Origin of the sequence: Shewanella jiangmenensis (assembly GCF_018596335.1) — a bacterium.
GTDB classification, from domain to species: Bacteria; Pseudomonadota; Gammaproteobacteria; order Enterobacterales; family Shewanellaceae; genus Shewanella; species Shewanella jiangmenensis.
This window is the reverse complement of record NZ_JAHEPS010000001.1, coordinates 1,051,237-1,073,618: the sequence shown is the minus strand read 5'-3', so window position 1 is coordinate 1,073,618 and position 22,382 is coordinate 1,051,237. Positions and strand designations below refer to the sequence as shown.

Genomic DNA, 22,382 nt, shown 5'->3' with positions numbered 1-22,382 from the left:
CGCCTCAAACTACGATTTTGCCTTAATGCCTTTTGGATTGAGGTAAGGTTTTGAAAAAACAAAAATTCCAACCCCGCTGGGAGATATGTGGATGAGCAATGCGCCAGTCGATACCGGACGTCGCAGATTCCTGACAGCCGCAACCGCCGTTATTGGTGGTGCAGGTGCCGTCGCTGTAGCGGTTCCTTTCATTAAGTCATGGAATCCAAGCGCCAAGGCCAAAGCTGCAGGTGCGCCGGTAGAAGTAAATATCAGTAAGCTGGAACCAGGCCAGTTGATCCGTGTAGAGTGGCGCGGTAAACCCGTTTGGGTTGTACGCCGCACCGAGGAAGTGCTTAAGCAACTTTCTGGTCTCGACGGTCAGCTGCGTGATCCGGCTTCTGATGAACTACAGCAGCCAGAGTATGCCAAAAACGGCGTACGTTCTATCAAGCCAGAGTACTTTATCGCCGTTGGTATCTGTACTCACCTCGGTTGTTCACCCACCTATTTGCCAGACTCTTTTGCTGAGCAGGTAGTTGGTGTTAACTCCGGTTTCTTCTGTCCTTGCCACGGCTCCAAGTTCGACATGGCTGGCCGCGTGTTCCAGGGCGTTCCTGCGCCACTGAACCTGGTGATCCCACCGCACAAGTATCTTGATGATGTGAACGTGATCATCGGTGTCGACGGGGAGACTGCATAATGGTTAAAAACATTATCGATTGGATCGACGCACGTATCCCGATGACGGCTACTTATAACCGTCACGTGGGTCAGTACGCGACTCCCAAAAACTTCAACTTCTGGTACTTCTTCGGTTCTCTGGCACTGCTCGTGCTGGTAAACCAGATCCTCACTGGTATCTGGCTGACCATGAACTACGTACCTACCGCAGAAGGCGCCTTTGCCTCCATCGAATACATCATGCGTGATGTGGAGTATGGCTGGCTGCTGCGTTATATGCACTCCACCGGCGCTTCGGCCTTCTTCGTGGTGATTTACCTGCACATGTTCCGTGGTCTTATCTACGGTTCATACCAGAAACCACGTGAACTGCTGTGGCTGTTCGGTATGCTGATCTTCCTCGTGCTGATGGCCGAAGCCTTCATGGGCTACCTGCTGCCATGGGGGCAGATGTCATACTGGGGTGCGCAGGTAATTATCTCTCTGTTCGGTGCCATCCCTGTTATCGGTGATGATCTGACCCTGTGGATCCGTGGTGACTACGTGGTATCGGGTGCTACCCTGAACCGCTTCTTCGCCCTGCACGTGATTGCGCTGCCGCTGGTTCTGGTTGTGCTGGTGTTCCTGCACCTGATTGCGCTGCACGAAGTGGGTTCTAACAACCCTGACGGTATCGAGATCAAGAAGAACAAAGACGAAAACGGCTGGCCGGTTGACGGTATCCCATTCCACCCTTACTACACTGTGAAAGACATTGTAGGTGTGGCGGGCTTCCTGATCCTGTTCTGCTACGTGCTGTTCTTTATGCCTGAGGGCGGTGGTTACTTCCTCGAGAAGCCAAACTTCGAGGCCGCTAACCCAATGAAGACCCCAGAGCACATTGCGCCTGTATGGTACTTCACCCCATTCTACGCCATCCTGCGTGCGGTACCGCACAAGCTCGGCGGTGTGATCATGATGGGTCTGTCGATTGCCGTACTGTTCATCCTGCCATGGCTGGATCGCTGTAAGGTGAAGTCTGTTCGTTACAGAAGCTTCATCCACAAGCTGAACATTGGTCAGTTCGCTGTATCTTTCATCATTCTGGGTTACCTCGGTGCTGTGCCTGCGACTCCGGCTCTGACCATTGCCGCTCAGGTGTTCACCATCACTTACTTCGGCTTCTTCGTAGCCCTGTGGGTGTACAGTAAGAACGAGAAAACCAAGCCAGTTCCAGCGAGGTTGACTAAATAATGAAAAAGTTACTCATTGCTTTGGTTGCTCTGGTGCCTACCCTCGGCTTTGCTGCCGCAGGTCACAAGGTACACCTGGAACAGGCCAACGTAGATCTGCATGACAAAGAGTCTCTGGTTCGTGGTCTGGATTTGTTCCAGCACTACTGTGCCGGCTGTCACAGCCAGCAGTACCAGCGTTACGAGCGTGTAGCGACCGACCTGGGTGTGTCTATCGATGATATGCGCAGCAAGTACATAGTCACCGGCGCCAAAGTGGGTGAACTGATGGAAAACGCCATCCCAGAGAAAGACGCTGCCAAGTGGTTTGGTGCTGCACCACCGGATTTGACTCTGGTTGCCCGTGTACGCGGTGAAGACTGGGTTTACTCTTACCTCAAGGGTTTCTACAAGGACCCAAGCCGTCCATTCGGCGTTAACAACACCGTGTTCCCATCTGTGGGTATGCCACACGTGCTTGAAGAGCTGCAGGGTATCGCTACCCCAGTTATTGAAACCGAAGTGGTTGACGGCAAAGAAGTTGTTAAGGTTAAGGGCGTGAACCCTGCGACCGGCGGCAAAATGACTGCTGAAGAGTACGATCAGGCCATGCGTGACCTGACTGGCTTCCTGGTTTACTCTGCTGAACCAGTGAAACTTGAGCGTCAGGCCATGGGTGTTTGGGTACTTGCCTTCCTGTTTATCTTCTTCATCGTGGCCTTCCTGCTGAAGAAAGAATACTGGAAAGATGTACACTGATAGCCAATAGCGGGTAAAATACTCTATCCGCGTATTGAAACGGGGGGCATTAGCCCCTCGTTTATTTTATTTGATTCGATCCTGGAGGGTATCAATGGCTCTTGCTGCCAACAAACGCTCTATCATGACTCTGTTTTCCGGCGCTGATGACCTTTACAGCCATCAGGTGCGTATCGTGCTGGCTGAAAAAGGCGTGACCGTTGATGTTTTGCAGGTCGATCCGAACGACATGCCTGAAGATCTGCTGGAACTGAACCCATACAATTCAGTACCTACCCTGGTTGATCGCGAACTGGTGTTGTATGAATCACGCATCATCATGGAATACCTCGATGAGCGTTTCCCGCATCCACCTCTGATGCCGGTTTATCCTGTTTCCCGTGGTCAGAGCCGTCTGATGATGCACCGCATCGACACCGACTGGTACACCCTGGTTGACCGTATCAAGCGCAATGACCGTGCCGATGCTGCCCGTAAAGAGCTGCGTGAAGGCCTGATTGCCATTTCCCCTCTGTTTGGTGAAATGCCATTCTTCATGAATGAAGAATTCGGTCTGGCTGACTGCTACCTCGGCCCGCTGCTGTGGCGTTTGCCTGTGCTCGGCATCCATCTGGATACCGGCGTTGCCAAAGACATCAAAGCCTACATGACCCGTATTTTCGAGCGCGAGTCATTCAAGGCGTCACTGACCGAAGCCGAGCGCGAAATGCGCATGGGTATGTAATGAAGCCGCTGAGCCCAAGTCGTCCTTACCTGCTGCGCGCCTACTATGAGTGGCTGATGGATAATCAGCTTACTCCCCATGTGGTGGTGGACGCGATGGTGAAGGGCACGCTGGTGCCGCAGCAGTTTGTCCGCGACGGCCAAATTGTGCTGAATATCGCCGGCTCTGCTGTTGGTCAGCTGCAACTGGGTAACGACGCGGTTGAGTTCAATGCCCGTTTTGGCGGTGTGCCGCACCATGTGGTGCTGCCAATGGCATCCATTGTGGCCATCTATGCCCGCGAAAACGGTGCCGGTACCGTGTTTGATACCGAAGATGCTTACCTGCTCGAAGAAGGCGAAGACGAACTCTTTTTTGCCGCTGACAGCGAACCTGATGCGGATGAGTTTGAGCTGGTCGATACGACTCCGGCTGCCAAGGTGGAAACGACGCCCAAGCGCCGTGGCCATCTGACAGTGGTGAAATAATCTCATCTCGACGCCCGCTTCTGAGCAAACCTGAAAACCAGCCACGTGCTGGTTTTTTCATTTCTGCTGCGACAGGTTTTAAAAGCCTGCTTCCAATTTGACTTGGCAGGGCTAGTTTTGTTTGGGCTGGCTCGGCTTCGCCCATCCGGGCTCTCGCCTCATTTTATGCTTTTTCACTAGCTGTGGCCGCGAGGTTTGCTGTCTTCGTCATAGTTGCCAGGGTCGGACTGAATCTCCCGCAGCGATTGGGTGACTTCGAGGCGGTTGCGGCCGTTATTTTTGGCCTCGTAAAGGGCTGCGTCAGCAAGGGTCATGACATTGACCAGTTTTGCCGGTGGGTGTACCTGACACAGACCGACAGAAATCGTGATGGTCAGCGACAGTTGGCCGAGGTTGCAGCGCGTCATGGCGATGTGGCGGCACAGTTCTTCGGCGCGAATAACGCTGTCGCCCGGCGCGGGGCTTAACATGACCACTGCAAACTCTTCACCGCCGACACGGCCGATAAAGTCGTTGCCGCCGATACGCTTGCTCATTTCGCTTGCGACAAACCTCAATGCCTGATCGCCCACCAGATGTCCATGGCTGTCGTTGATGCGTTTGAAATGGTCCAAATCAATCAGCAGCAGGCTAAAAGGCCGATTTTCCAGAATAGTGCGCTCAAGGCGCTGCATAAATGCGCGGCGGTTCGGCAGGCCGGTCAGGGCATCGGTATCGGCAAGCTGTTGTAACTGACGCTCGTTCTCACTGGCATAGTACTCATTACACAGCACGACCAAAAGCACAGTCGCGACGCAGGAGGCAATCATCATAATCCTGAGTAAATGCAGTGTGCCTTCTGGCACCTCAAGCACTGCCGGATGGGGCTGCCAGCCGTAAATCTCAAAGTAGGCAAACAGCGAAAAATTAATCACAAACAAGACGATGACAAACAACCAGTGGCGCTGATCGATAAAGGATGCCGGCATGATGGCGAAGAGGACGAAATAGTAGTGTAAACCTATGCTTACGCCCTGAGCCAATACCAGTGCAGTTAACGCATCGAGAATAACCAGGGTAAAAAGCCACAGCACGGCCTCGAGTCTTCGCCCGCGTTTATTCAACAGCAGCGTGACCGGCAGCAGCAACCAGTAGGGTGTTTGCACCAGACCGGAATAGATGAGGCCGACATTGCCGGAAATGGCAAAACCTATATCAAACACCAAGATAGTGACCATGGCGATATAGACGGCAATATTGGTCTGAATGAGCTTGCGCTCCTGTGTCTTACTGGTGCAAAACTGGCTTCCCAAGGTGATGGATTGCACCAGTCGGTGTTTCCAGTTACTCATTGCTTGTTGGTTTTTTTCGGGCGGGCCGGTGTGTTAATGATAGACAAACTTCGGCAATCCGGATGATCCCGTCGCCTCAGTGTGCTAGCATTCGCGGCCAATTCTGGTTGGGTTTTACGGCGGGCATTTGCAACCATGTTGCTGATGATAGACAACTACGACTCTTTTACTTTTAACCTGGTGCAGTATTTTCAGCAGCTGGGGGAAGAGGTGTTGGTTCGCCGTAATGACGAGATAAGCCTCGACGAGATTGCCAGACTCGCCCCCGAGCGATTGGTGATTTCCCCCGGCCCCTGTACTCCGGATGATGCCGGTATTTCTCTTGCTGCCATTGAGCACTTTGCAGGCAAACTGCCGATTTTGGGCGTATGCCTTGGGCATCAGGCGATGGCGCAGGTTTATGGCGCCAGGGTGGTGCGGGCTGCACGGGTGATGCATGGTAAAACCAGCGATATTCAACATAACGATCAGCGCCTGTTTGCCGGACTCAATAATCCGCTGCGGGTGACCCGCTATCATTCGCTGCTGGTCGAGTCGGTGCCGGCTGGATTTGAGCTTGATGCCTGGTTCGATGACCCGCAGCATGGCCGTGAAATCATGGCGCTAAGCCATGGCGAGTTGCCGCTCTTTGGCGTGCAGTTTCACCCCGAGTCTATTCTCACCGCCCAGGGCCATGAGCTGCTCGCGAACTTTCTTAAGGCTCACGTTTAACTCGCGTAAATGCCACATTCACAAGCCGGGCATTCAAAAGCCAGTCGCTAATGCATTGCACTAATGCGCGGCGCTAATGCGTTGCACTAAAGCGTGGCGCTGTGGCCGCGTGTAGCCGTGGCTTTGACGTTCTGTTACAAGTTTTCCCGCCATCCGCCCAGCCGCTATTCGGCGTTGCCCACACAAATGTGATATAAATCGCCGTTAAAATTTTATCCACGGCTTGTTTCGCTTGAGACGAGTTTCACCTGAGACGAGTTTTGCCGGAGATGTGTTTCGCCTGAAATGTCCAGAAGAGCAAGTCTGATACCCCAGTTGCCGGTTAACAGCGTCAGTTAGCGCTATCTGACACAATAACCCGATACAAAGTAGCCAGATCACAATGACCAAATAAGAATAACCAAATAAAAATAACCAAATAAAAAATAACCAGATAAAAATCAAAGGAAGCATCATGAGCCCCGTTATCCGCCCCTTTGCCGTGAGCGCCCTTGCGCTCGCCATCCTTGCCGGTTGCAGTGCCAACACGCCTGTCGCCCAAACCCAGCCAAGCGCCGCACCTGTTACCACACAAGTGACCCTTGCTGCGCCTGTGGTTGCCGGTGAAAAACTGACCATGAAGCAAATCATGGCCAATCCGGACTGGATGGGCGTGTTTGCCACCAATCCCTATTGGAGTGATGATGGCAAAAGCGTGTATTTTCAGCGTCAGCCAAGTGGCGATGCGCTGAAAACCCTGTACGTGCAGCCGCTGAATGGTGAAGCGAGCGAAGTAGCGCTCGACAAGCTCAGCGATGCGTCGGCCGAGGGCGTGTTAGACCAGAGCGGACAGCGTAAGGCGTTTATCTATCAGGGCAACCTGTTTGTTAAATACCTTGCCAGTGGTGAAACCCGTCAGATGACCCGCACCAACACTGCGGTCGATGGCGTGCGCTTCCTGAGTAACGGCGATCTGGCATTCTGGCAGGGCAATTCGGTGTTTCGTCTGCATGCCGACGGCATGGTCGAGCAGCTGGCCGATATCCGTATGACAAAAGCGCCCCAGGGCGTGCAGGCACCAAGCTCGTACCTTGCCAAGCAAAATGCCCGCCTGATCCAATTTGTGGCCGCCCAGCACGACAAGGCCAAGGCCCGTGAAAGCTTTAAAACTGAGCTTGGCAAAGCCGACAGTACTATCAGTGCCGAGCCCTGGTATCTGGGCGACGCCGAGGTCGTCAACGAGCTGTCGCTGTCCGCGGATGGCCGTTATTTGCTGCTGAGCCTGCAGGATAAAAACTATCAGGGCCGCAGCGAGCACGACATCATGCCCAACTACCTTGGCAAAGACGGCTACGTTGACCCTGTGCCTGTGCGCGCCCGGGTTGCCGAAGATAATCCGCCGGGCGAGCGTCTGGTGCTGATTGACCTTAAAGACCGCCAGCAGCATGACATCAGCATCGAAGGCCTGAGCGGGTTTGATGAAGACGTGCTGGCCAAGGTGAAAGCCGAAAACGCCAAGGCACGCGGCGAAACTTACAAGAGTGAAAAATCGCCCCGCAAAGTGCAGTTGATGCAGGACTGGGGCTGGAGCCAGAGCGCTATTCAGTGGAGCGAGGACGGCAAGCTGCTGGTGATGCTCGAAGCGGTGGACAACAAAGACCGCTGGATAGCCGCAGTCGACCCTGAGTCCGGCAAAATGACCACAGAGCATCGTCTGCACGACGAGGCCTGGGTTAACTACGATTACAACCAGTTTGGCTGGCTTAAGGATGGCCGTTTCTATTTCCTGTCGGAAGAAACCGGTTTCTCGCAGCTTTATATCAAAACACCGGGTAAGGCCGCCAAGGCACTGACCCAGGGCAAGTTTGTGGTCAGCGATCTGACCGTGAGCAGCGATGGCAAGTACATCTACTACAAGGCCAACAAAGACCATCCGGGCATGTACAACGTGTATCGGGTATCCCTTGCTGACGGTAAAGATGAGCAGCTGACCCAGTGGCAGGGTGTGCTCGATTACCGCTTAAGTCCGGATGAGAGCAAGTTGTTGCTGCTCGCCTCCACCCGCACCCAGCCAGATGAAGTCTATGTGCAGCATATCGGCGGCAAGCTTGAGCGTTTGACCCATTATACCTCATCTGCTTTTGCCAGCTACCCATGGCAGACGCCGGAAGTGGTGGCCGTGCCGTCAAATCATGGCGCCGGTGTGGTGTATGCGCGGGTATACCTGCCTGAGGGATTCGATGCCAGCAAGGCTGACAAGTATCCGGCGGTCATTTTCAACCATGGTGCCGGTTACCTGCAAAACGCCCACTTTGGTTTTTCCAATTATTTCCGTGAGTTTATGTTCCACAACCTGCTGGCCCAGCAAGGTTATGTGGTGATGGACATGGATTTTCGCGGCTCGAAAGGTTACGGCCGTGACTGGCGCACCGCCATTTACCGCCAGATGGGCCATCCTGAAGTGGAAGACCTTAAAGACGGCGTGGCCTGGATGGTGAAAAATGCCAAGGTCGATGACAAGCGGGTTGGTACCTATGGCGGCTCCTACGGTGGCTTCCTTACCTTTATGGCGCTGTTCCGCGAGCCTGAGCTGTTCCAGGCCGGTGCGGCGTTGCGTCCTGTGACCGACTGGGCCCATTACAACGCGCCTTATACCTCTAACATCCTCAATACCCCGGATGTGGACCCGATTGCCTTTGAGCGCAGTTCGCCGATTGAACACGCCCAGGGTCTCAACAAGCCGTTGCTTATCATGAGCGGTGTACTCGATGACAACGTGTTCTTCCAGGACAGTGTGCGTCTGGTGCAGCGCCTGATTGAGCTTGAGAAGCCGATGTTCGAAACCGCCATTTATCCGGTCGAGCCCCATGGTTTCCGCGAGCCATCAAGCTGGCTCGATGAGTATCGCCGCATTTATAAGCTGTTTGAAGCCGAGCTCAAGTAACCTTAAATCAAGCCGTTAAATACAGGGCCATCCGGCCCTGTATTTTTTTGTAAATTTTGGCGATTTGTCAGTCTGTTGGCAAAAATTCAGTCTGGGCAAGGGAGTCATTTGTGCTAAATAAAGAGATAATGGACGTGTGCAATAACGGCTTTGGAGAGAACAGCGGGTGGTAACGGGTGCTTCGGGTGGCGTAAAGCCCGGCAGTGTGCTTGAGCTTGAGCGGCGTTTGTACCGGCAACTGATTGTCGGTAAACAAAAAGCGTCCCGGGTTCAGGACGAGCTGGATCAGGATCTCGAATCTGTGGCCTTTAAACTGGACATAGAGCGGGCGGCCGTGTTCGAACGGATAGAAAAGCAGCAAAAGGCGCGCGATGTCTATCTGGCGGTATCGGCGCAGCTGACCAGCACCATAGTCGCTGAAATCCAGCAAACCCTGGCGGACTTTGACCGCCTGGTGCAGCGCTCCAGCCTCACTGCCACTCAGCTTGCCCTGTTTGAGCAGCTGTGCCGCGAAAGCCCCGACATGGCGCGCCTCAGGCTGCTGATGACCGGCGTTGGCTGGCTGTCGCGGGATCTGACCAATGTGGTCAACAGTACCGCCTTTCGTCAGCGCCATCCACAGCGCGCCGATGTGCAGGTGACCGACATCAAGCTGGTGCTGAATTTTATCGGCGTTGAAAACCTGCGCCAGCTTATCCCTTACTACAGCATGCGCAACTGGCTGCCCTCCGGTCATTCCTGCTTGCTGTGGATCAACCGCAAGCTGTGGCAATATGCCCTGACCTGCGCCACCGCCGCCAAGGCGCTGGCAAAATTGCACGGCCGCAACGAAACTCTGGCATTTATCTGTGCGCTGCTGCAGCAATTCGGGGTCACCATGGTGCTTGGTACCGCCGCCGCGGCTTACGAAAAAAACTGGGGTAACTGGCTCAGGGAAGCGAGTGCCAGCCGTGACAAAGAGCTGTACGATGCGGTGATGGCGACTGAGTTTCCGGCCGAGAAGGTGCTGGATGAAGTGGTGCGCCACGGCGGCCATCTGGCGTGGGAGATTCCCGCCCGGCTCGACTTTGAAAACCATGACATGGTCACAGTGATCAAAACCCTGGAGCAGTCGCTGACGGTGGCCGATTTGCCGCTGGATGTGCAAATTCAGGCCAAGGCCAGCGGCTTTGCCACCGCCATGACGCTCGATGAGTCCAAGCTGCTTGAGCCCCAGGAGGCGCGGCTGCTGTTTCGTTATTACGGCCTGAACGAGCAGGAGATGCTGCGGCTCAAGGCGCAGAATTACCGCAAAATCGATTTGTTCTAGGGGGCAAAATGGCAAGCTGGCAGGCAAAGGTGTTGAACAGCATACTGTCGCTGGTTGCCAGACCCAGCATTAATGCCCAGGGAGTGAGGTTATCGCTTGCCGACATTCGCCTGCGCCTGCTTGCCCTGGATTGCCGCTATCTTGCCTGGCCAAAAGCGCTGGCCGTTGATGAAATTCCGCTGACCCACAGCAAGCTGCTGCACTATCGCTTAAACGATGAAAATTCGCTATCACAGGCAGAAGCGCCCGCTCTAATTCCTGAAGCTGAGCAAGCGTCAGCGCCTGAGGCAAAAAGGCGCGCGCCACTGGCGCTGTTTTACGTGCGCGGCGGCGGTTTTTGCTTTAAAACGCCCCACGCCCATGCCCGCTTTATTGCCGCCTTGTGCCGCGAGCTTGATGCTGAAGCCTTTGTGCCCGATTATCGCCTCGCCCCTGAGCATCCGTTCCCGGCGCCCTTTGAGGATGTGCTCGAAGCGTTCGGGCAGTTTCTCGCGCGCTGGCAGGGGCCTTTTGTGGTGATGGGCGACAGCGCCGGCGGTAATCTTGCCATGGCGCTGCTGCTTGAAGCCAAAAAACGTGGGCTTAACACAGGGCAAGCGGCAGTGCTGCTAAGCCCCGCGCTGGATTTGGCCATCACAGGTGACAGCGAGCAACTGCTTGAGGCCGACGATCCCTTCTTCACCGTAGAGTCGCTGCTGCGGCTTCGCGGCGCTTATTTACGGGGCGCCAATCCCATGGATCCCAGAGTGAGCCCGCTCCATGGCAAGCTTGATGGTTTGCCGCCTGTGCTGCTGCTTGCCGGCACCCGCGAGTTGCTCCTTGATGATGCCAGGCGGATGGCGCAGCGCCTTGCCGGCGCCGGCGTCACGGTCGAGAGCCGCTTTATTGCCAATATGCCCCACGTGTTTCCCTTGTTTGAACTCCTGCCCGAAGCGGCGCTCGCCAAAGCGCTTATCGTCAACTTTATTCGCCGTTACAGCCTCTGATGAACTTGTCTATTTATGCATATTTGCTGCATAGTCTGAAAAATTGCCGGTAAATAAGTTTTTTTCTGACTAAATATGCCAATATCCCCATGGATAAGCGCTTTTATACGTTACGCCGGCAAATCTTTATGCAGCGCTGTGGGCGGGTTTGTCATAGCTGATTGTGAAAAACTGGTATTCTGATCACAATTTGGCTAATAATGACATTCAGCCGACACAAGCAAATGCTGCAATTCAAACCCGATAAAGATAAGCGGCAGCGAAAACGGTGGCCTCGACGGCTGCAAAACCCACAAAGGATGAACAGGAATGACTGACAACATGAATCTGACCCGTGCCCAGTTTGATGAAGTTATGGTGCCTAACTATGCTCCGGCCGCGGTGATCCCCGTGCGCGGCGAAGGCAGCCGAGTTTGGGACCAGCAAGGTACTGAGTATGTGGACTTTGCCGGCGGTATTGCGGTGAACTGTCTGGGTCATTGTCATCCTGCGCTGGTTGCTGCGCTTAAAGAGCAGGGCGAGAAGCTGTGGCACCTGTCCAACACCATGACCAACGAGCCGGCACTGGCGCTGGCCACCAAGCTGGTTGAGTCCACGTTTGCTGAGCGGATTTATTTCGCCAACTCAGGCGCCGAGGCCAATGAGGCCGCGCTCAAGCTTGCCCGCCGTTATGCCATCGATAACTTCGGTGAGCACAAAGTCGAAGTGATTGCCTTCGACAAGGCCTTCCACGGCCGTACCTTCTTCACCGTTTCTGTGGGTGGCCAGGCGGCTTACTCTGACGGTTTCGGCCCCAAGCCTGCCGGTATCACCCATTTACCATTCAACGACATCGCTGCGCTTGAAGCGGCCGTGTCGGACAACACCTGCGCCATCATGCTCGAGCCTCTGCAGGGCGAGGGCGGTATCATCAATGGCGACCCTGAATTCCTGCGCGCGGTGCGCCGTCTTGCCGATAAACACAATGCGCTGGTCATTTTTGACGAAGTGCAGTCAGGCATGGGCCGTACCGGCGAGCTGTTTGCTTACATGGGCACTGAAATCGTGCCGGATATCCTTACCAGCGCCAAGGCGCTCGGCGGTGGATTCCCGATTGCGGCCATGCTGACCACCACCAAAATTGCCTCACACCTTAAAGTGGGCACCCATGGTTCAACCTACGGCGGCAACCCGCTCGCCTGTGCCATCGGCAATGCGGTGATGGACGTGGTTAACACCTCGGAAGTGCTGGATGGTGTGAAGCGCCGTGAGCAGCTGTTCCGTGATGGTCTCGCCGGAATCAATGAAAAATACCACGTATTTTCTGAAGTCCGCGGCAAGGGTTTGCTGCTTGGCGCCGTGCTCAATGAGCAGTACGCCGGTCGCAGCCGTGACTTCCTCAACGCCGCCGTCGCCGAAGGTTTGCTGGTGCTGATGGCCGGTGCCAACGTGGTGCGTTTCACCCCATCTTTGGTGATCCCTGAGGCTGATATCAGCGAAGGTTTGGCGCGTTTCGAGCGTGCCGTGGCCAAGGTCACCGCCTGATCCCTGAGGGGCGGCGCTGCCGCCCCCTGACAAAAAGCTAAATACCGACTGTTGCCCAGGGCAGGCAAAGCATCGCTGCATCTGTGCGGTGGGGATTTTTGCGCGCCCGACGTCTTAAAATGCATAAAAAAGCAACAGTCGGGACAGAGAGGAGATACAACGATGTTAATCATACGTCCAATCCGATCCAGCGACTTCGATGCGCTTTATCAAATCGCCGTCGAGTCCGGGCACGGCTTTACCTCGCTGCCGGTGAATGAGGAGTTGCTGAAGCGGAAAATTGCCCGCTCGGAAGCGTCCTTCATCAAGGCGGTGGAGCGCCCGTTCGACGAAGGTTATCTGATGGTGCTGGAAGACACAGACAACGGCATGGTCGTTGGTACCTGTGCGCTCGAAGCGGCGGTGGGCATGGAAGATGCGTTCTACCATTACCGCCTTGGCACCGAGGTCTATCACTCAGAACAAATTCATGTGCGCAACGAGGTCGAAACCCTGACCCTGTGCCACGACTACACAGGCGCGGCTGAGCTGTGCACCCTGTTTTTGCGTGAACCTTACCGCAAGGGCAACAATGGCCGCATGTTGTCGCGCAGCCGCTTTTTGCTGCTGGCATCCCACAGCGAGCGCTTCGGTGAAACTGTGATTGCCGAGATGCGCGGTGTCAGTGATGAAAACGGCAATTCGCCTTTTTATGCCTGGCTGCAAAAGCATTTCCTCGGTATCGACTTTGTCGAGGCCGATTACCTCTCGGGCCTTGGCCAAAAGGCCTTTATGGCCGAAATGATGCCAAGAAACCCGGTTTACGTTTGCCTGCTGCCGGAAGAGGCGCAAAAGGTGATTGGCGAAGTGCACACCAATACCCGCCCAGCCATCAGTTTGCTGCGCGCCGAAGGCTTCCGCTGCCGTGGTTATGTGGACATTTTCGATGCCGGTCCCACGGTCGAGTGCACCTTGCAGGATATCCGCGGTGTACGCGACAGCCGCTTGCTGACGGTGCGCATTGGTGCTATGCCTGAAAGTAAAAGCAACTTTTTGATTTCTAACACCAAACTTGCCGACTATCGCGCTACCAGCGCCGATTTGCAGGTGAGTGCGGATTCCGATGAAGTGATATTAAGCCCCGAGCTTGCCGCCGGCCTTCTGGTCGACAACGGCGAGCTGGTGCGGGTACTGGCAATGTAGGACAACCAAGATGACTCAATTTATCAATGGCCAGTGGCTCGCTGGCGAAGGCAAATCAATGCAGTCGGTTAACCCCGCCAATGGCGAGGTGATTTGGCAGGCAAAGTCGGCGACACCAATACAGGTGGATGCGGCTGTGATGGCGGCCCGCGCGGCGCAGTTTGACTGGTTTATGCTGGGCTTTGAGGCCCGTCAGGCCATAGTCGAGGCGTACCGCGCCGAACTTGAGGCCCACAAGACCGAGCTTGCTGAAACCATCGCCCAGGAAACCGGTAAACCGCGCTGGGAGACAGCCACCGAGGTGGCGACCATGATGGGCAAGGTGGCTTTATCCATCAGCGCCTATCACAAACGTACCGGCACCGAAGTGAATGAAGGCCCTGCCGGCCGCGCTGTGCTGCGTCACAAACCCCACGGCGTGGTGGCGGTGTTTGGCCCTTATAACTTCCCCGGGCATTTGCCCAATGGCCACATAGTGCCGGCGCTGCTCGCGGGCAACACTGTGGTATTCAAGCCATCTGAGCTGACGCCCAAAGTCGCCGAATTCATGTTACAGCTGTGGGAAAAGGCGGGTTTGCCAAAGGGCGTTATCAACCTGGTGCAAGGCGAGGTGGAAACCGGTAAGGCGCTGGCGTCCCATCCGCAGCTCGATGGCCTCTTTTTCACCGGCAGCTCGCGCACCGGGCATTTGCTGCATCAGCAGTATGCCGGGCATCCGGGTAAAATTCTGGCACTGGAAATGGGCGGTAATAATCCGCTGATTATCAAAGGGGTCAGCGATACCCGCGCCGCCATCCACGACATTATTCAGTCGGCCTATATTTCGTCCGGTCAACGCTGCACCTGCGCCCGTCGTCTGTATGTTGAAAAAGGCGAGGCCGGTGACAAGCTGGTGGCTGCACTTACTGAAGCGGTTAAGGCCATCCGGGTTGGCCACTGGAACGCCGAGCCTCAGCCGTTTATGGGCTCGATGATTTCTGAAACCGCCGCCAAAGGCATGCTGGAGGCCCAGCGCAATCTGCTTAACCTAGGCGCCAGGGCGCTGGTGGAAATGAAGCAGCTCGAGCCTGGCACTGGCTTGGTGACACCGGCGCTTATTGACGTTACCGAAGTGATTGAACTTCCTGATGAAGAGTATTTCGGCCCGCTGCTGCAGCTGGTGCGTTACAGCGATTTTGATGAGGCCATCAAGCTTGCCAATAACACCCGCTATGGCTTGTCTGCCGGGATCCTGGCTGACGACAGAGCCGATTATGAGTATTTCCTTGCCCGCATTCGTGCCGGCATAGTGAACTGGAACAAGCAGATCACCGGCGCTTCCGGCGCGGCGCCTTTTGGCGGCGTGGGCGCTTCGGGTAACCACAGGGCGAGCGCGTTTTATGCCGCCGATTACTGTGCTTACCCGGTAGCCTCAATGGAGTCTGACGCTGTGGCCATGCCTGCAAGCTTAAGCCCCGGCCTGACGCTGTAACGGATGTCAACGCTTCGCGGTGCAGCTAACGTTTCGCAGTGCAGGTAACGTTTCGCGGTGCAGGTAACGCTGCACCGACCAACAAAAAAACCGGTGTTGCCGGTTTTTTTATTGCGTAAATCACAGCTTAAATCACAGCTTAAATCACAGCTTAGCCTCAGTTTAAGCGAAAGCCTATGCTGACCTTAAGGCCGCTTAACCGGCTGCCGTGGCTGAAATTCAGCGCAAGCTCGTACTGCTCGCAAATTTCTTTAACAATCGACAGCCCAAGCCCGTGGCCCATCACGGCCTCATCGAGGCGGGTGCCGCGCTCAGTGAGCTGCGACAGCGCGTCCGGCGCCACGCCGGGGCCATCGTCTTCAATTTCAAGCCAGAGTTTGTCATCGAGTGGATAAAGCCGCAGCGACACAGTTTGCTGCGCCCATTTGCAGGCGTTATCGAGCAGGTTACCCAAAAGCTCCATGCCATCTTCGCGGTGGATAGGCAGCCTGTGTATGCCACGGGCGATATCAACACTGAAGTGAATGTCTTTGCTGCGATGCACCTTTTGCAGGGTGCCGGTGAGGCTGTCGATATCACGCGGAATTTGCATTTGCGCTGCGGGCAGCATGTCGCCTGTGATACGCGCGGCGGCAAGCTTGCGCTCTATCATTTTACGGATCATATCCAGCTGCTGCTGCATCGCCTCGGCCATTTCCGGATCGCTCAGGCCAAGGGTTTCAACCTGCTGCTGCATCACCGCCAGCGGCGTTTTAAGGCCGTGGCTTAAGTTGCCAAGGTTGTTGCGGCTGCGGGCAATCTGTTTGCTGGTGTACTCCAACAGCTCATTGTAGGTGGATGCCAGCGGATGCAGCTCGGCGGGAATGGTATCAAGTGCCAGCCGGTCGGTTTCGCCGTCCCTGAGGCGCGACAGGGCTTCTTTGATTTTGCGCAGCGGCTTGAACGACTGGCGCAGCACCAGAAAAATACCTGTGATCATCGCCAGCAACATGGCGAGGTTAACCAGCAGCTTGGTGCCGTAGATTTCGCTGAATACCCGCCGGCCGATACTTAAATCCTGGGCCACGGTCAGGGTTGCCTGCACTTCGCCATTCTGGGATTTAAGCCCGACGCTGAGTAGCTGCATATCGTGGTTTTTCGGGCCCTTGGCCTGCCATACCCGGGTGTCGCCGGGGGCGAGGGCAATAATCTCAAGCTGTTGATCCCAAAGCGATCGCGAGCGGATAACGTCATCCGGCAGGTTCAGCTGGTAATAACGCCCGGAGTAGGCCGGTTTGTAAAAGCCAGACAGCTTGGAGGGATCGATACTGATATCGCCATCCTGAATGTGGGTGGCGATGATGATGTGCTCGAGATCTTCCTCAAGCCGGTTGATGATGGAGTCGTGGAAGGCCTGCCTGAGCATGGACTCGAACAGGAACAGGCCTACTATGGTGCCCACAACCACAAGCCCGGTCAGCCAAAGACTGAGCTTGGCGCGAATCGATATCATGCGTCCAGGCCGTGGAAGATATATCCCTGGCCGCGGCGGGTTTCGATGGCGGTTTTACCGAGCTTTTTACGCAGGTGTGTCACGTACACTTCCACCACGTTGCTCTCTTTCTCATCGTCAAACTGATACAGCTTGTCGGTGAGCTGCGCCTTGGACAGCAGTTTTTTGGGTGACAGCAGGAAAATCTTCAGCAGGCGGAATTCCATGGCGGTGAGTTCGTGGGACGCATCCCCCACCTGCACGGTTTGCTGGGATTCATCCAACGTCACGCCGCCGTAGGACAGCTGCTTACCCGGGCTTGCCGGACGGCCATGGGCGCGGTTAATCAGCGCCTGAATGCGCGCCAGCAACTCCTGTGCATGGAATGGCTTGCCAAGGTAGTCATCGGCACCGGCATTGAAGCCTTCGACTTTTTCGTGCCACTGGCTGCGGGCGGTCAGCATGATCACCGGGGTGGTGATGCCTTCGGTGCGCCACTTTTCCAGCAGGCTCAGGCCATTGCCATCGGGCAGGCCGATGTCGAGAATGACGCAGTCGTATTGGGTTTCATTGATAAGGTAATCGGCATCGACGGCCTTATCGGTGACATCGGTTACAAAGCCGGCCTGTTTGAGCTGTTTTTGCAGCTCTTTGACCAGCATGGCATTGTCTTCAACGAGTAGCAGTTTCATGGGGTTTGCATTCGTCCGGCAGAACTGAATCGGGATTGAGCCGACCGCTTGTGGCATCAACACTCAGATTGATTATCTGACCACGTTGGAAGCCAAACTGCAAATCGTAACGCCATTTGTCTCCCTCCTGATACAGATGAGCATCAAGCAGTTTTCCCTGGCAAAACGCAGCGACCCGTTCAAGGGTGGCATCGAGGGACAGGATCTGCCCGGTGCTGACCAATCGTTTGGCTTCGTAATGTTCAAGCTCGATGGGGGAAGCAGCCACTTCAGCCTGAAGAAGCAGGGATGTAATGAAGATGCCAAACGGCAGTCGACGCGACATACATGCTCCTTAAAGAAAAAGTGGCTCGGATAGATCGCGAGCCACTTTACTTTAGCAGACTTAACACAAGCTGAATGTTAACTGCACAATTAACGGGTGCCGTACACCACTATGGTTTTGCCGTGTGCCTGAATGAGGTTTTGCTCTTCGAGCATCTTCAGGATGCGGCCCACAGTTTCCCGCGAGCAGCCAACGATCTGGCCGATTTCCTGACGGGTTATTTTGATTTGCATGCCGTCGGGGTGGGTCATGGCGTCTGGCTGGCGTGCCAGGTGCAGCAGGGTTTGCGCGATGCGACCAGCCACGTCGAGGAAGGCAAGGTCGCCCACCTTCTGGCTGGTGCTTTGCAGACGCACCGACATCTGTGCTGCAAGCTTCATCAGGATCTCGGGGTTTACCTGAATGAGCTGCTTGAATTTCTTGTAGGAAATTTCAGCGATTTCACAGGCCTGCTTGGCGCGAACCCAGGCGGTACGCTCGGCTTGCTCTTCAAATAGACCAAGCTCACCGATAAAGTCGCCCTGATTAAGATAAGACAGGATCATTTCCTTGCCTTCTTCATCTTTAATCAGCACGGCTACTGAGCCTTTGACTATGTAGTACAGGGTGTCTGAATCTTCACCGGCGTGGATCAAGGTGCTCTTGGCCGGATACTTGTGAATGTGACAGTGTGATAAAAACCATTCCAGAGTCGGATCAGGTTTAGGTTTGCCAATCAGTGCCATGCCCGTGTTCCTCGCATGAAAAATCTAAGTAAGGTCGTTCTAATTAAGCATTCTACGTCAATGTATCTGGTCAAACCATGATACAGATCGAAATTCAGAACAACCGAATGTACGCAATTAAGCATCAAAATTAAGGATTTATTTTGGTGTTTTGCGGATGTATGTCAATCAATACCGTGTGGGCGCGATTGTTAAAGCGCAAGTCTGTAAGCTGCATCACACAGGCGAGATTGCGCCATCCCGAGCAGCGCAAGTTTTCACCGCGCCAGCGCGCTTTGTGCCTGCCAATTATGCAGCCATGCGCGAGCGGGCGCTTTGGTACCTTTTGATACTCGACACCGGCGGCATTTTCTGGCTAACTCAGGGGAATTGTGTAAGAGGGAGCCTGAGTGTGAGGTACTGGCAAGGGGTAACGGCGGCCTTGGTGTTGCTGATAAATGTGGGTGCTGCGCAGGCGTTTTCGCTGCCAAAGCCTGCCAGCGATCAGGCGGCGGGCAAATTGCTGCACATCGAGATGCGTGCCGCACAGGACGACGCCGACGCCCAGTTTCTGCTTGGGCTGATGCATGTCTCCGGCCGCTATGTTGAGCAGGATGCCGAGCTTGGGCTCAAATGGATAGACAGAGCCGCTGAGCAGGGCCACCCAAAGGCGCAGCAAACCCTGGCGGACCTGCGTTTTGAAGGCCAGCTGGTGAGCCGAAATCTTGCCGAAGCAGAGCGCTGGTATCTGCAGATGAGTCTTCGCGGTGAGCGCTGGGCCAATTTCCGCCTCGGGTTTATTTATGCCGCCGGTGGCGATGGTATTGAGCGTAACTGTGGCCGGGCGGTGGAGCAGTTTCAGCTTGCCGGCGACGATGTGGCCATGGGCAATGCGGCCTGGATTTTAGCGACCTGCCCGGAAGCCAGGTATCGTAACGGCAACAAGGCGCTCGGTATCGCCCTTAAGCTGCTTGAAAGCAATGCCAACGACCCGACCAATCTGGATAACCTGGCGGCGGCCTACGCTGAGCTTGGTGATTTCAGTAAAGCGGTGGATTCACAGGAGCGGGCCATTGCCGCGCTGGAAAACAGCAAACAGGCCGACATCAAGGCCGATGAGTTTTATCAGCGCCTCAAGCGCTATCAGCAGGGGAAACCCTACCGCGAAGTGATCCCATTGCAGTAAACAAACGCTTAAGCCCGGCACAGTCCGGGCTTTTTAATGCCCGAGGTTCTGCTCCAAAATCGGCATCGCCAAAAAAGCTCATCAAAAAGCGGCAATAAAAAAACAGCTGGCAGCGATTGGCTGTCAGCTTCAAAGTCGAAACTTGGAAAAAAATAGACTGTGAAAGTGTTACGGTAAAGCTTTGGGGAGGGCGCTGACATACTCAAGGGAATGAACAGATCAAGATGGGGGAATCCACCCCCGAGAGTATGTCAACTTTCGTTATTTCGCCTGAAATCCCGACGAGTGAAAGCATATCGCCCTTGACTTAAGGCAAGCTGAAACTGCAGTGAATCTTTAAAAATTTACCTTAATCCTGCGCCGTGCCGCCATCGAGAATGGCCTGGCGCTTTTGCTTCAGATCCCGAATAAGCGGTGTGAGAATCAGCTCCATCGCCAGCGACATTTTGCCGCCCGGCACCACCAGGGTGTTGACCCGCGACATAAAGCTGCCCTGCAGCATCGACAGGTAGTAAGGAAAATCCACATTGTTAATGCCGCGAAAGCGGATGACCACAAAGCTTTCATCCAAGGTTGGAATGGCCTTGGCCGAAAACGGGTTTGAGGTGTCGACCGTGGGCACCCGCTGAAAGTTGATATGGGTGCGGGAGAACTGCGGCGTCATATGGTTGATGTAATCGTCCATGGAGCGGACGATGGAGTTCATCACCTTTTCACGGCTGTGGCCGCGCTCGGAGGTATCGCGGATGATTTTCTGGATCCACTCCAGGTTGACGATGGGCACCATGCCAATCAGCAGGTCAACGTGCTTGGCCACATCGTGCTCGGCGGTCACCACGCCGCCATGCAGCCCTTCGTAAAACAGCATGTCGGTATCGCCCGGCAACTGACGCCACTGGGTAAAGGTGCCCGGCATCTGGTTAAAGGGCACGGCTTCATCAAAGGTGTGCAGATAAGTACGGGTTTCGCCGCTGCCGGTGGCGCTGTAATCGGCAAAGCATTTTTCCAGCCGGCCAAAGTCGTTGGCCTCGGGGCCGAAGTAACTGATATTTCGGTTTTCCGCCTTGGCTTTACGGATCATCACTTCCATTTCGGCGCGGGTATAGCGGTGAAAACTGTCGCCTTCGACATAGGCGGCGTTAACGCCAAGCTGGCGGAAAATATGGTTGAAGGCGGTCGTTGTCGTCGTGGTCCCGGCGCCGGATGAACCGGTGACAGCGATAATGGGATGCTTGGCAGACATGGCGCTTCCTGAGATGTTAAAAGATTGTCGTGGCGGGGAAACGTTCCAGTTATACGGGGTTGGCGCCCGAGCGGTCAAGACTTGTCAGTCGTATTCTGCGCCCTGATGCTGGGCAAGCTGGCTTTTGTGACGTATGCCGATGCTGTCGTTATCTTCAGAATACTCCACCACCAGTTCGCCCCGTTTGAGCAGGGCGCGGCATTGGGCAATCGCCTGCTCCATGCCGCTGCTTTCAAGGCCATCAAAGCTGCCGTCTTCAACCTGGGTCAGCAGGTATTCGCGGATAAGATTGTTAAGGGTATCAGGCGGTAACTGCTTCAGCGCTTCAAAAGGGACTATCATTCCCGGCTCCCGTTGCTGGTTTGTTGTGCAGAGCTTTGCGAATCGTCCTGAGCATCGTCTTGTGCATCGTCTTGTGCATCACTTGCGCGCAGGAAATCCAAAATCCGCCGCTCGAGATAAAAGCGCGGTTTCCATGGGCTGCCGCCTTCGATAAAGCCCACATGGCCGCCGTGGCTGTGCAGTTCATATTCCACCGCCGCAGACAGCTCGCACTGCGCCGGGATCACCGCATCTGTCATAAAGGGGTCATCGGCGGCGTGCAGCACCAAAGTTGGCACCTGAATGGATTTTAAATAGGGCAGGCCGCTGGCGCGCTGATAATAGTCGTGCACGCCCGAAAAGCCGTGCAGCGGCGCAGTGACCTTGTCGTCGAAATCGTAAAAGGTGCCCAGGGCACTGATTTGGCTGTGCTTTACCGGCATCGAGGGGCCAAGGGTGGCATCCTGCACCTTAAACGCGAGTTTGGCCTGCAATTGGCGGATAAGGTAACTTTGGTACACGCGGGAGAAGCCTTTTTCCAGCCGCTTGGCACAGGCCGACAGCTGCAGCGGCGCTGACACCACCACAGCGCGGCTCACCGGGCTTGGCGCCCCGTCAAGGCCCTGCTCACCCAAATATTTGCTGAGCACATTGCCGCCAAGGCTGTAACCTACTGCCAAAATTGGGCTTTTGGGATAGCGGCGTTGGATAAGCGCGAGGGTGTGGCCAATATCTGCGGTATCGCCGCTGTGGTAAGATCGCGCCAGTCGGTTGGCTATCCCCGAGCAGCTGCGGTGATGATGCACCACAGCCGCAAGGCCATTTGCCTTGCACTGATGCAGCAGGCGGCTGGCATAGTGGGAGCGGGAGCTGCCTTCAAGACCATGGATAATCAGTACAAGCGGCGTGCCATCCTGCGGCGTGCCGAGCCAGTCAAGATCCAGAAAATCGCCGTCGTCCAGCTCCAGTCGCTCACGCCGTAGTGGCGGCGCCGGTTGCTTGGTCAGCACAGGCAAAATGGTCTGCAGATGCGGGCTTTTGGCCCACCAGGGCGCACGGAAGTGGATGGTCATACTCAGGATTTAGTTGCCGGGAAATAAAACGTATGTTTAAGTTTATCGATTATAACCGCGAGCGAACTTCGGCAAAACCTTTCTGCCAGCAATCACGCATTATTCA

General features: G+C 55.2%; 21 protein-coding genes. 13 read left to right on the top strand and 8 right to left on the bottom strand.

Annotated features, from left to right (window positions below; translation table 11 throughout):
- Nucleotides 1-91: 91 nt before the first annotated feature.
- The 5 genes from petA (at nt 92) to KJI95_RS04740 (ending at nt 3,824) form a co-directional block, all read left to right on the top strand.
- Nucleotides 92-682, top strand: a complete 591-nt coding sequence (petA, locus tag KJI95_RS04760) for a ubiquinol-cytochrome c reductase iron-sulfur subunit (RefSeq protein WP_214505995.1) — start codon at nt 92-94, stop codon at nt 680-682.
- The gene (locus tag KJI95_RS04755; RefSeq protein ID WP_214505994.1) at nt 682-1,896 is read left to right on the top strand and encodes a cytochrome b; all 1,215 of its coding nucleotides are present in this window, start codon (nt 682-684) and stop codon (nt 1,894-1,896) included. Before petA ends, KJI95_RS04755 begins: the two co-directional genes overlap by 1 nt.
- A complete protein-coding gene (locus KJI95_RS04750; protein ID WP_214505993.1) occupies nt 1,896-2,633 on the top strand; it encodes a cytochrome c1 in 738 nt (245 codons plus the stop codon). The genes KJI95_RS04755 and KJI95_RS04750 overlap by 1 nt, the downstream gene beginning before the upstream one ends.
- Before the next feature lie 94 nt (nt 2,634-2,727).
- Nucleotides 2,728-3,357, top strand: coding sequence for a stringent starvation protein SspA (sspA, locus tag KJI95_RS04745; protein ID WP_214505992.1), 630 nt, complete (start codon nt 2,728-2,730; stop codon nt 3,355-3,357).
- Complete coding sequence (locus KJI95_RS04740; RefSeq protein ID WP_214505991.1) at nt 3,357-3,824, top strand: ClpXP protease specificity-enhancing factor; 468 nt, start codon at nt 3,357-3,359, stop codon at nt 3,822-3,824. The genes sspA and KJI95_RS04740 overlap by 1 nt, the downstream gene beginning before the upstream one ends.
- Nucleotides 3,825-4,000: 176 nt before the next feature.
- On the opposite strand, the gene KJI95_RS04735 is transcribed toward KJI95_RS04740, so the two are convergent.
- Nucleotides 4,001-5,155 (bottom strand): GGDEF domain-containing protein, encoded by a 1,155-nt coding sequence (locus KJI95_RS04735; RefSeq protein WP_214505990.1) that lies wholly within the window; start codon nt 5,153-5,155, stop codon nt 4,001-4,003.
- 135 nt (nt 5,156-5,290) lie between these two features.
- On the opposite strand from KJI95_RS04735, the gene KJI95_RS04730 reads away from it, so the two are divergent.
- The 7 genes from KJI95_RS04730 to astD all read left to right on the top strand — a co-directional run bounded on the left by KJI95_RS04730 (nt 5,291) and on the right by astD (nt 15,261).
- Nucleotides 5,291-5,866 carry an anthranilate synthase component II gene (locus KJI95_RS04730; RefSeq protein ID WP_214505989.1) on the top strand — a complete coding sequence of 192 codons (576 nt, stop codon included), beginning with the start codon at nt 5,291-5,293 and terminating at the stop codon, nt 5,864-5,866.
- Between the two features lie 454 nt (nt 5,867-6,320).
- Nucleotides 6,321-8,789, top strand: a complete 2,469-nt coding sequence (locus KJI95_RS04725) for a S9 family peptidase (RefSeq protein ID WP_214505988.1) — start codon at nt 6,321-6,323, stop codon at nt 8,787-8,789.
- 166 nt (nt 8,790-8,955) lie between these two features.
- The gene (locus KJI95_RS04720; RefSeq protein WP_214505987.1) at nt 8,956-10,098 is read left to right on the top strand and encodes an HDOD domain-containing protein; all 1,143 of its coding nucleotides are present in this window, start codon (nt 8,956-8,958) and stop codon (nt 10,096-10,098) included.
- Between the two features lie 8 nt (nt 10,099-10,106).
- Nucleotides 10,107-11,084 carry an alpha/beta hydrolase gene (locus KJI95_RS04715; protein WP_214505986.1) on the top strand — a complete coding sequence of 326 codons (978 nt, stop codon included), beginning with the start codon at nt 10,107-10,109 and terminating at the stop codon, nt 11,082-11,084.
- Nucleotides 11,085-11,393: 309 nt separating this feature from the next.
- The gene (locus KJI95_RS04710; protein ID WP_214505985.1) at nt 11,394-12,608 is read left to right on the top strand and encodes an aspartate aminotransferase family protein; all 1,215 of its coding nucleotides are present in this window, start codon (nt 11,394-11,396) and stop codon (nt 12,606-12,608) included.
- A gap of 162 nt (nt 12,609-12,770) precedes the next feature.
- Nucleotides 12,771-13,790: an arginine N-succinyltransferase gene (gene astA / locus KJI95_RS04705; protein WP_214505984.1), complete on the top strand. Its 1,020-nt coding sequence runs from the start codon at nt 12,771-12,773 to the stop codon at nt 13,788-13,790.
- 10 nt (nt 13,791-13,800) lie between these two features.
- On the top strand, nt 13,801-15,261 hold the full coding sequence (gene astD, locus KJI95_RS04700) for a succinylglutamate-semialdehyde dehydrogenase (protein WP_214505983.1): 1,461 nt from the start codon (nt 13,801-13,803) through the stop codon (nt 15,259-15,261).
- 157 nt (nt 15,262-15,418) lie between these two features.
- Here astD and KJI95_RS04695 read toward each other — a convergent pair whose 3' ends face one another.
- From KJI95_RS04695 to crp, 4 genes are all read right to left on the bottom strand, one after another.
- Nucleotides 15,419-16,753 carry an ATP-binding protein gene (locus tag KJI95_RS04695; RefSeq protein WP_214505982.1) on the bottom strand — a complete coding sequence of 445 codons (1,335 nt, stop codon included), beginning with the start codon at nt 16,751-16,753 and terminating at the stop codon, nt 15,419-15,421.
- The gene (locus KJI95_RS04690) at nt 16,750-17,424 is read right to left on the bottom strand and encodes a response regulator transcription factor (RefSeq protein WP_214505981.1); all 675 of its coding nucleotides are present in this window, start codon (nt 17,422-17,424) and stop codon (nt 16,750-16,752) included. The genes KJI95_RS04695 and KJI95_RS04690 overlap by 4 nt, the downstream gene beginning before the upstream one ends.
- Nucleotides 17,405-17,749: a PepSY domain-containing protein gene (locus tag KJI95_RS04685; RefSeq protein WP_214505980.1), complete on the bottom strand. Its 345-nt coding sequence runs from the start codon at nt 17,747-17,749 to the stop codon at nt 17,405-17,407. The genes KJI95_RS04690 and KJI95_RS04685 overlap by 20 nt, the downstream gene beginning before the upstream one ends.
- A gap of 89 nt (nt 17,750-17,838) precedes the next feature.
- On the bottom strand, nt 17,839-18,474 hold the full coding sequence (gene crp, locus KJI95_RS04680; RefSeq protein ID WP_011761111.1) for a cAMP-activated global transcriptional regulator CRP: 636 nt from the start codon (nt 18,472-18,474) through the stop codon (nt 17,839-17,841).
- Nucleotides 18,475-18,865: 391 nt separating this feature from the next.
- On the opposite strand from crp, the gene KJI95_RS04675 reads away from it, so the two are divergent.
- Nucleotides 18,866-19,639, top strand: coding sequence for a tetratricopeptide repeat protein (locus KJI95_RS04675; RefSeq protein ID WP_349356702.1), 774 nt, complete (start codon nt 18,866-18,868; stop codon nt 19,637-19,639).
- A gap of 349 nt (nt 19,640-19,988) precedes the next feature.
- Here the strand turns inward: KJI95_RS04675 and KJI95_RS04670 are convergent, their stop codons facing one another.
- The 3 genes from KJI95_RS04670 to KJI95_RS04660 all read right to left on the bottom strand — a co-directional run bounded on the left by KJI95_RS04670 (nt 19,989) and on the right by KJI95_RS04660 (nt 22,276).
- Entirely contained in the window at nt 19,989-20,882 is an 894-nt protein-coding gene (locus KJI95_RS04670) for a phosphoribulokinase (protein WP_214505979.1), read from the bottom strand.
- Between the two features lie 84 nt (nt 20,883-20,966).
- Nucleotides 20,967-21,224 (bottom strand): YheU family protein, encoded by a 258-nt coding sequence (locus KJI95_RS04665; protein ID WP_214505978.1) that lies wholly within the window; start codon nt 21,222-21,224, stop codon nt 20,967-20,969.
- A complete protein-coding gene (locus KJI95_RS04660; RefSeq protein WP_214505977.1) occupies nt 21,221-22,276 on the bottom strand; it encodes a hydrolase in 1,056 nt (351 codons plus the stop codon). The genes KJI95_RS04665 and KJI95_RS04660 overlap by 4 nt, the downstream gene beginning before the upstream one ends.
- Between the last annotated feature and the right edge of the window lie 106 nt (nt 22,277-22,382).

Excerpts from the sequence above, each read along its gene's own strand:
- petA (WP_214505995.1), top strand. The coding sequence starts at position 92 with ATGAGCAATGCGCCAGTCGATACCGGACGTCGCAGATTCCTGACAGCC.
- KJI95_RS04755 (WP_214505994.1), top strand. The coding sequence starts at position 682 with ATGGTTAAAAACATTATCGATTGGATCGACGCACGTATCCCGATGACG.
- KJI95_RS04750 (WP_214505993.1), top strand. The coding sequence starts at position 1,896 with ATGAAAAAGTTACTCATTGCTTTGGTTGCTCTGGTGCCTACCCTCGGC.
- sspA (WP_214505992.1), top strand. The coding sequence starts at position 2,728 with ATGGCTCTTGCTGCCAACAAACGCTCTATCATGACTCTGTTTTCCGGC.
- KJI95_RS04740 (WP_214505991.1), top strand. The coding sequence starts at position 3,357 with ATGAAGCCGCTGAGCCCAAGTCGTCCTTACCTGCTGCGCGCCTACTAT.
- KJI95_RS04735 (WP_214505990.1), bottom strand. The coding sequence starts at position 5,155 with ATGAGTAACTGGAAACACCGACTGGTGCAATCCATCACCTTGGGAAGC.
- KJI95_RS04730 (WP_214505989.1), top strand. The coding sequence starts at position 5,291 with ATGTTGCTGATGATAGACAACTACGACTCTTTTACTTTTAACCTGGTG.
- KJI95_RS04725 (WP_214505988.1), top strand. The coding sequence starts at position 6,321 with ATGAGCCCCGTTATCCGCCCCTTTGCCGTGAGCGCCCTTGCGCTCGCC.
- KJI95_RS04715 (WP_214505986.1), top strand. The coding sequence starts at position 10,107 with ATGGCAAGCTGGCAGGCAAAGGTGTTGAACAGCATACTGTCGCTGGTT.
- KJI95_RS04710 (WP_214505985.1), top strand. The coding sequence starts at position 11,394 with ATGACTGACAACATGAATCTGACCCGTGCCCAGTTTGATGAAGTTATG.
- astA (WP_214505984.1), top strand. The coding sequence starts at position 12,771 with ATGTTAATCATACGTCCAATCCGATCCAGCGACTTCGATGCGCTTTAT.
- astD (WP_214505983.1), top strand. The coding sequence starts at position 13,801 with ATGACTCAATTTATCAATGGCCAGTGGCTCGCTGGCGAAGGCAAATCA.
- KJI95_RS04695 (WP_214505982.1), bottom strand. The coding sequence starts at position 16,753 with ATGATATCGATTCGCGCCAAGCTCAGTCTTTGGCTGACCGGGCTTGTG.
- KJI95_RS04690 (WP_214505981.1), bottom strand. The coding sequence starts at position 17,424 with ATGAAACTGCTACTCGTTGAAGACAATGCCATGCTGGTCAAAGAGCTG.
- KJI95_RS04685 (WP_214505980.1), bottom strand. The coding sequence starts at position 17,749 with ATGTCGCGTCGACTGCCGTTTGGCATCTTCATTACATCCCTGCTTCTT.
- crp (WP_011761111.1), bottom strand. The coding sequence starts at position 18,474 with ATGGCACTGATTGGCAAACCTAAACCTGATCCGACTCTGGAATGGTTT.
- KJI95_RS04670 (WP_214505979.1), bottom strand. The coding sequence starts at position 20,882 with ATGTCTGCCAAGCATCCCATTATCGCTGTCACCGGTTCATCCGGCGCC.
- KJI95_RS04665 (WP_214505978.1), bottom strand. The coding sequence starts at position 21,224 with ATGATAGTCCCTTTTGAAGCGCTGAAGCAGTTACCGCCTGATACCCTT.
- KJI95_RS04660 (WP_214505977.1), bottom strand. The coding sequence starts at position 22,276 with ATGACCATCCACTTCCGTGCGCCCTGGTGGGCCAAAAGCCCGCATCTG.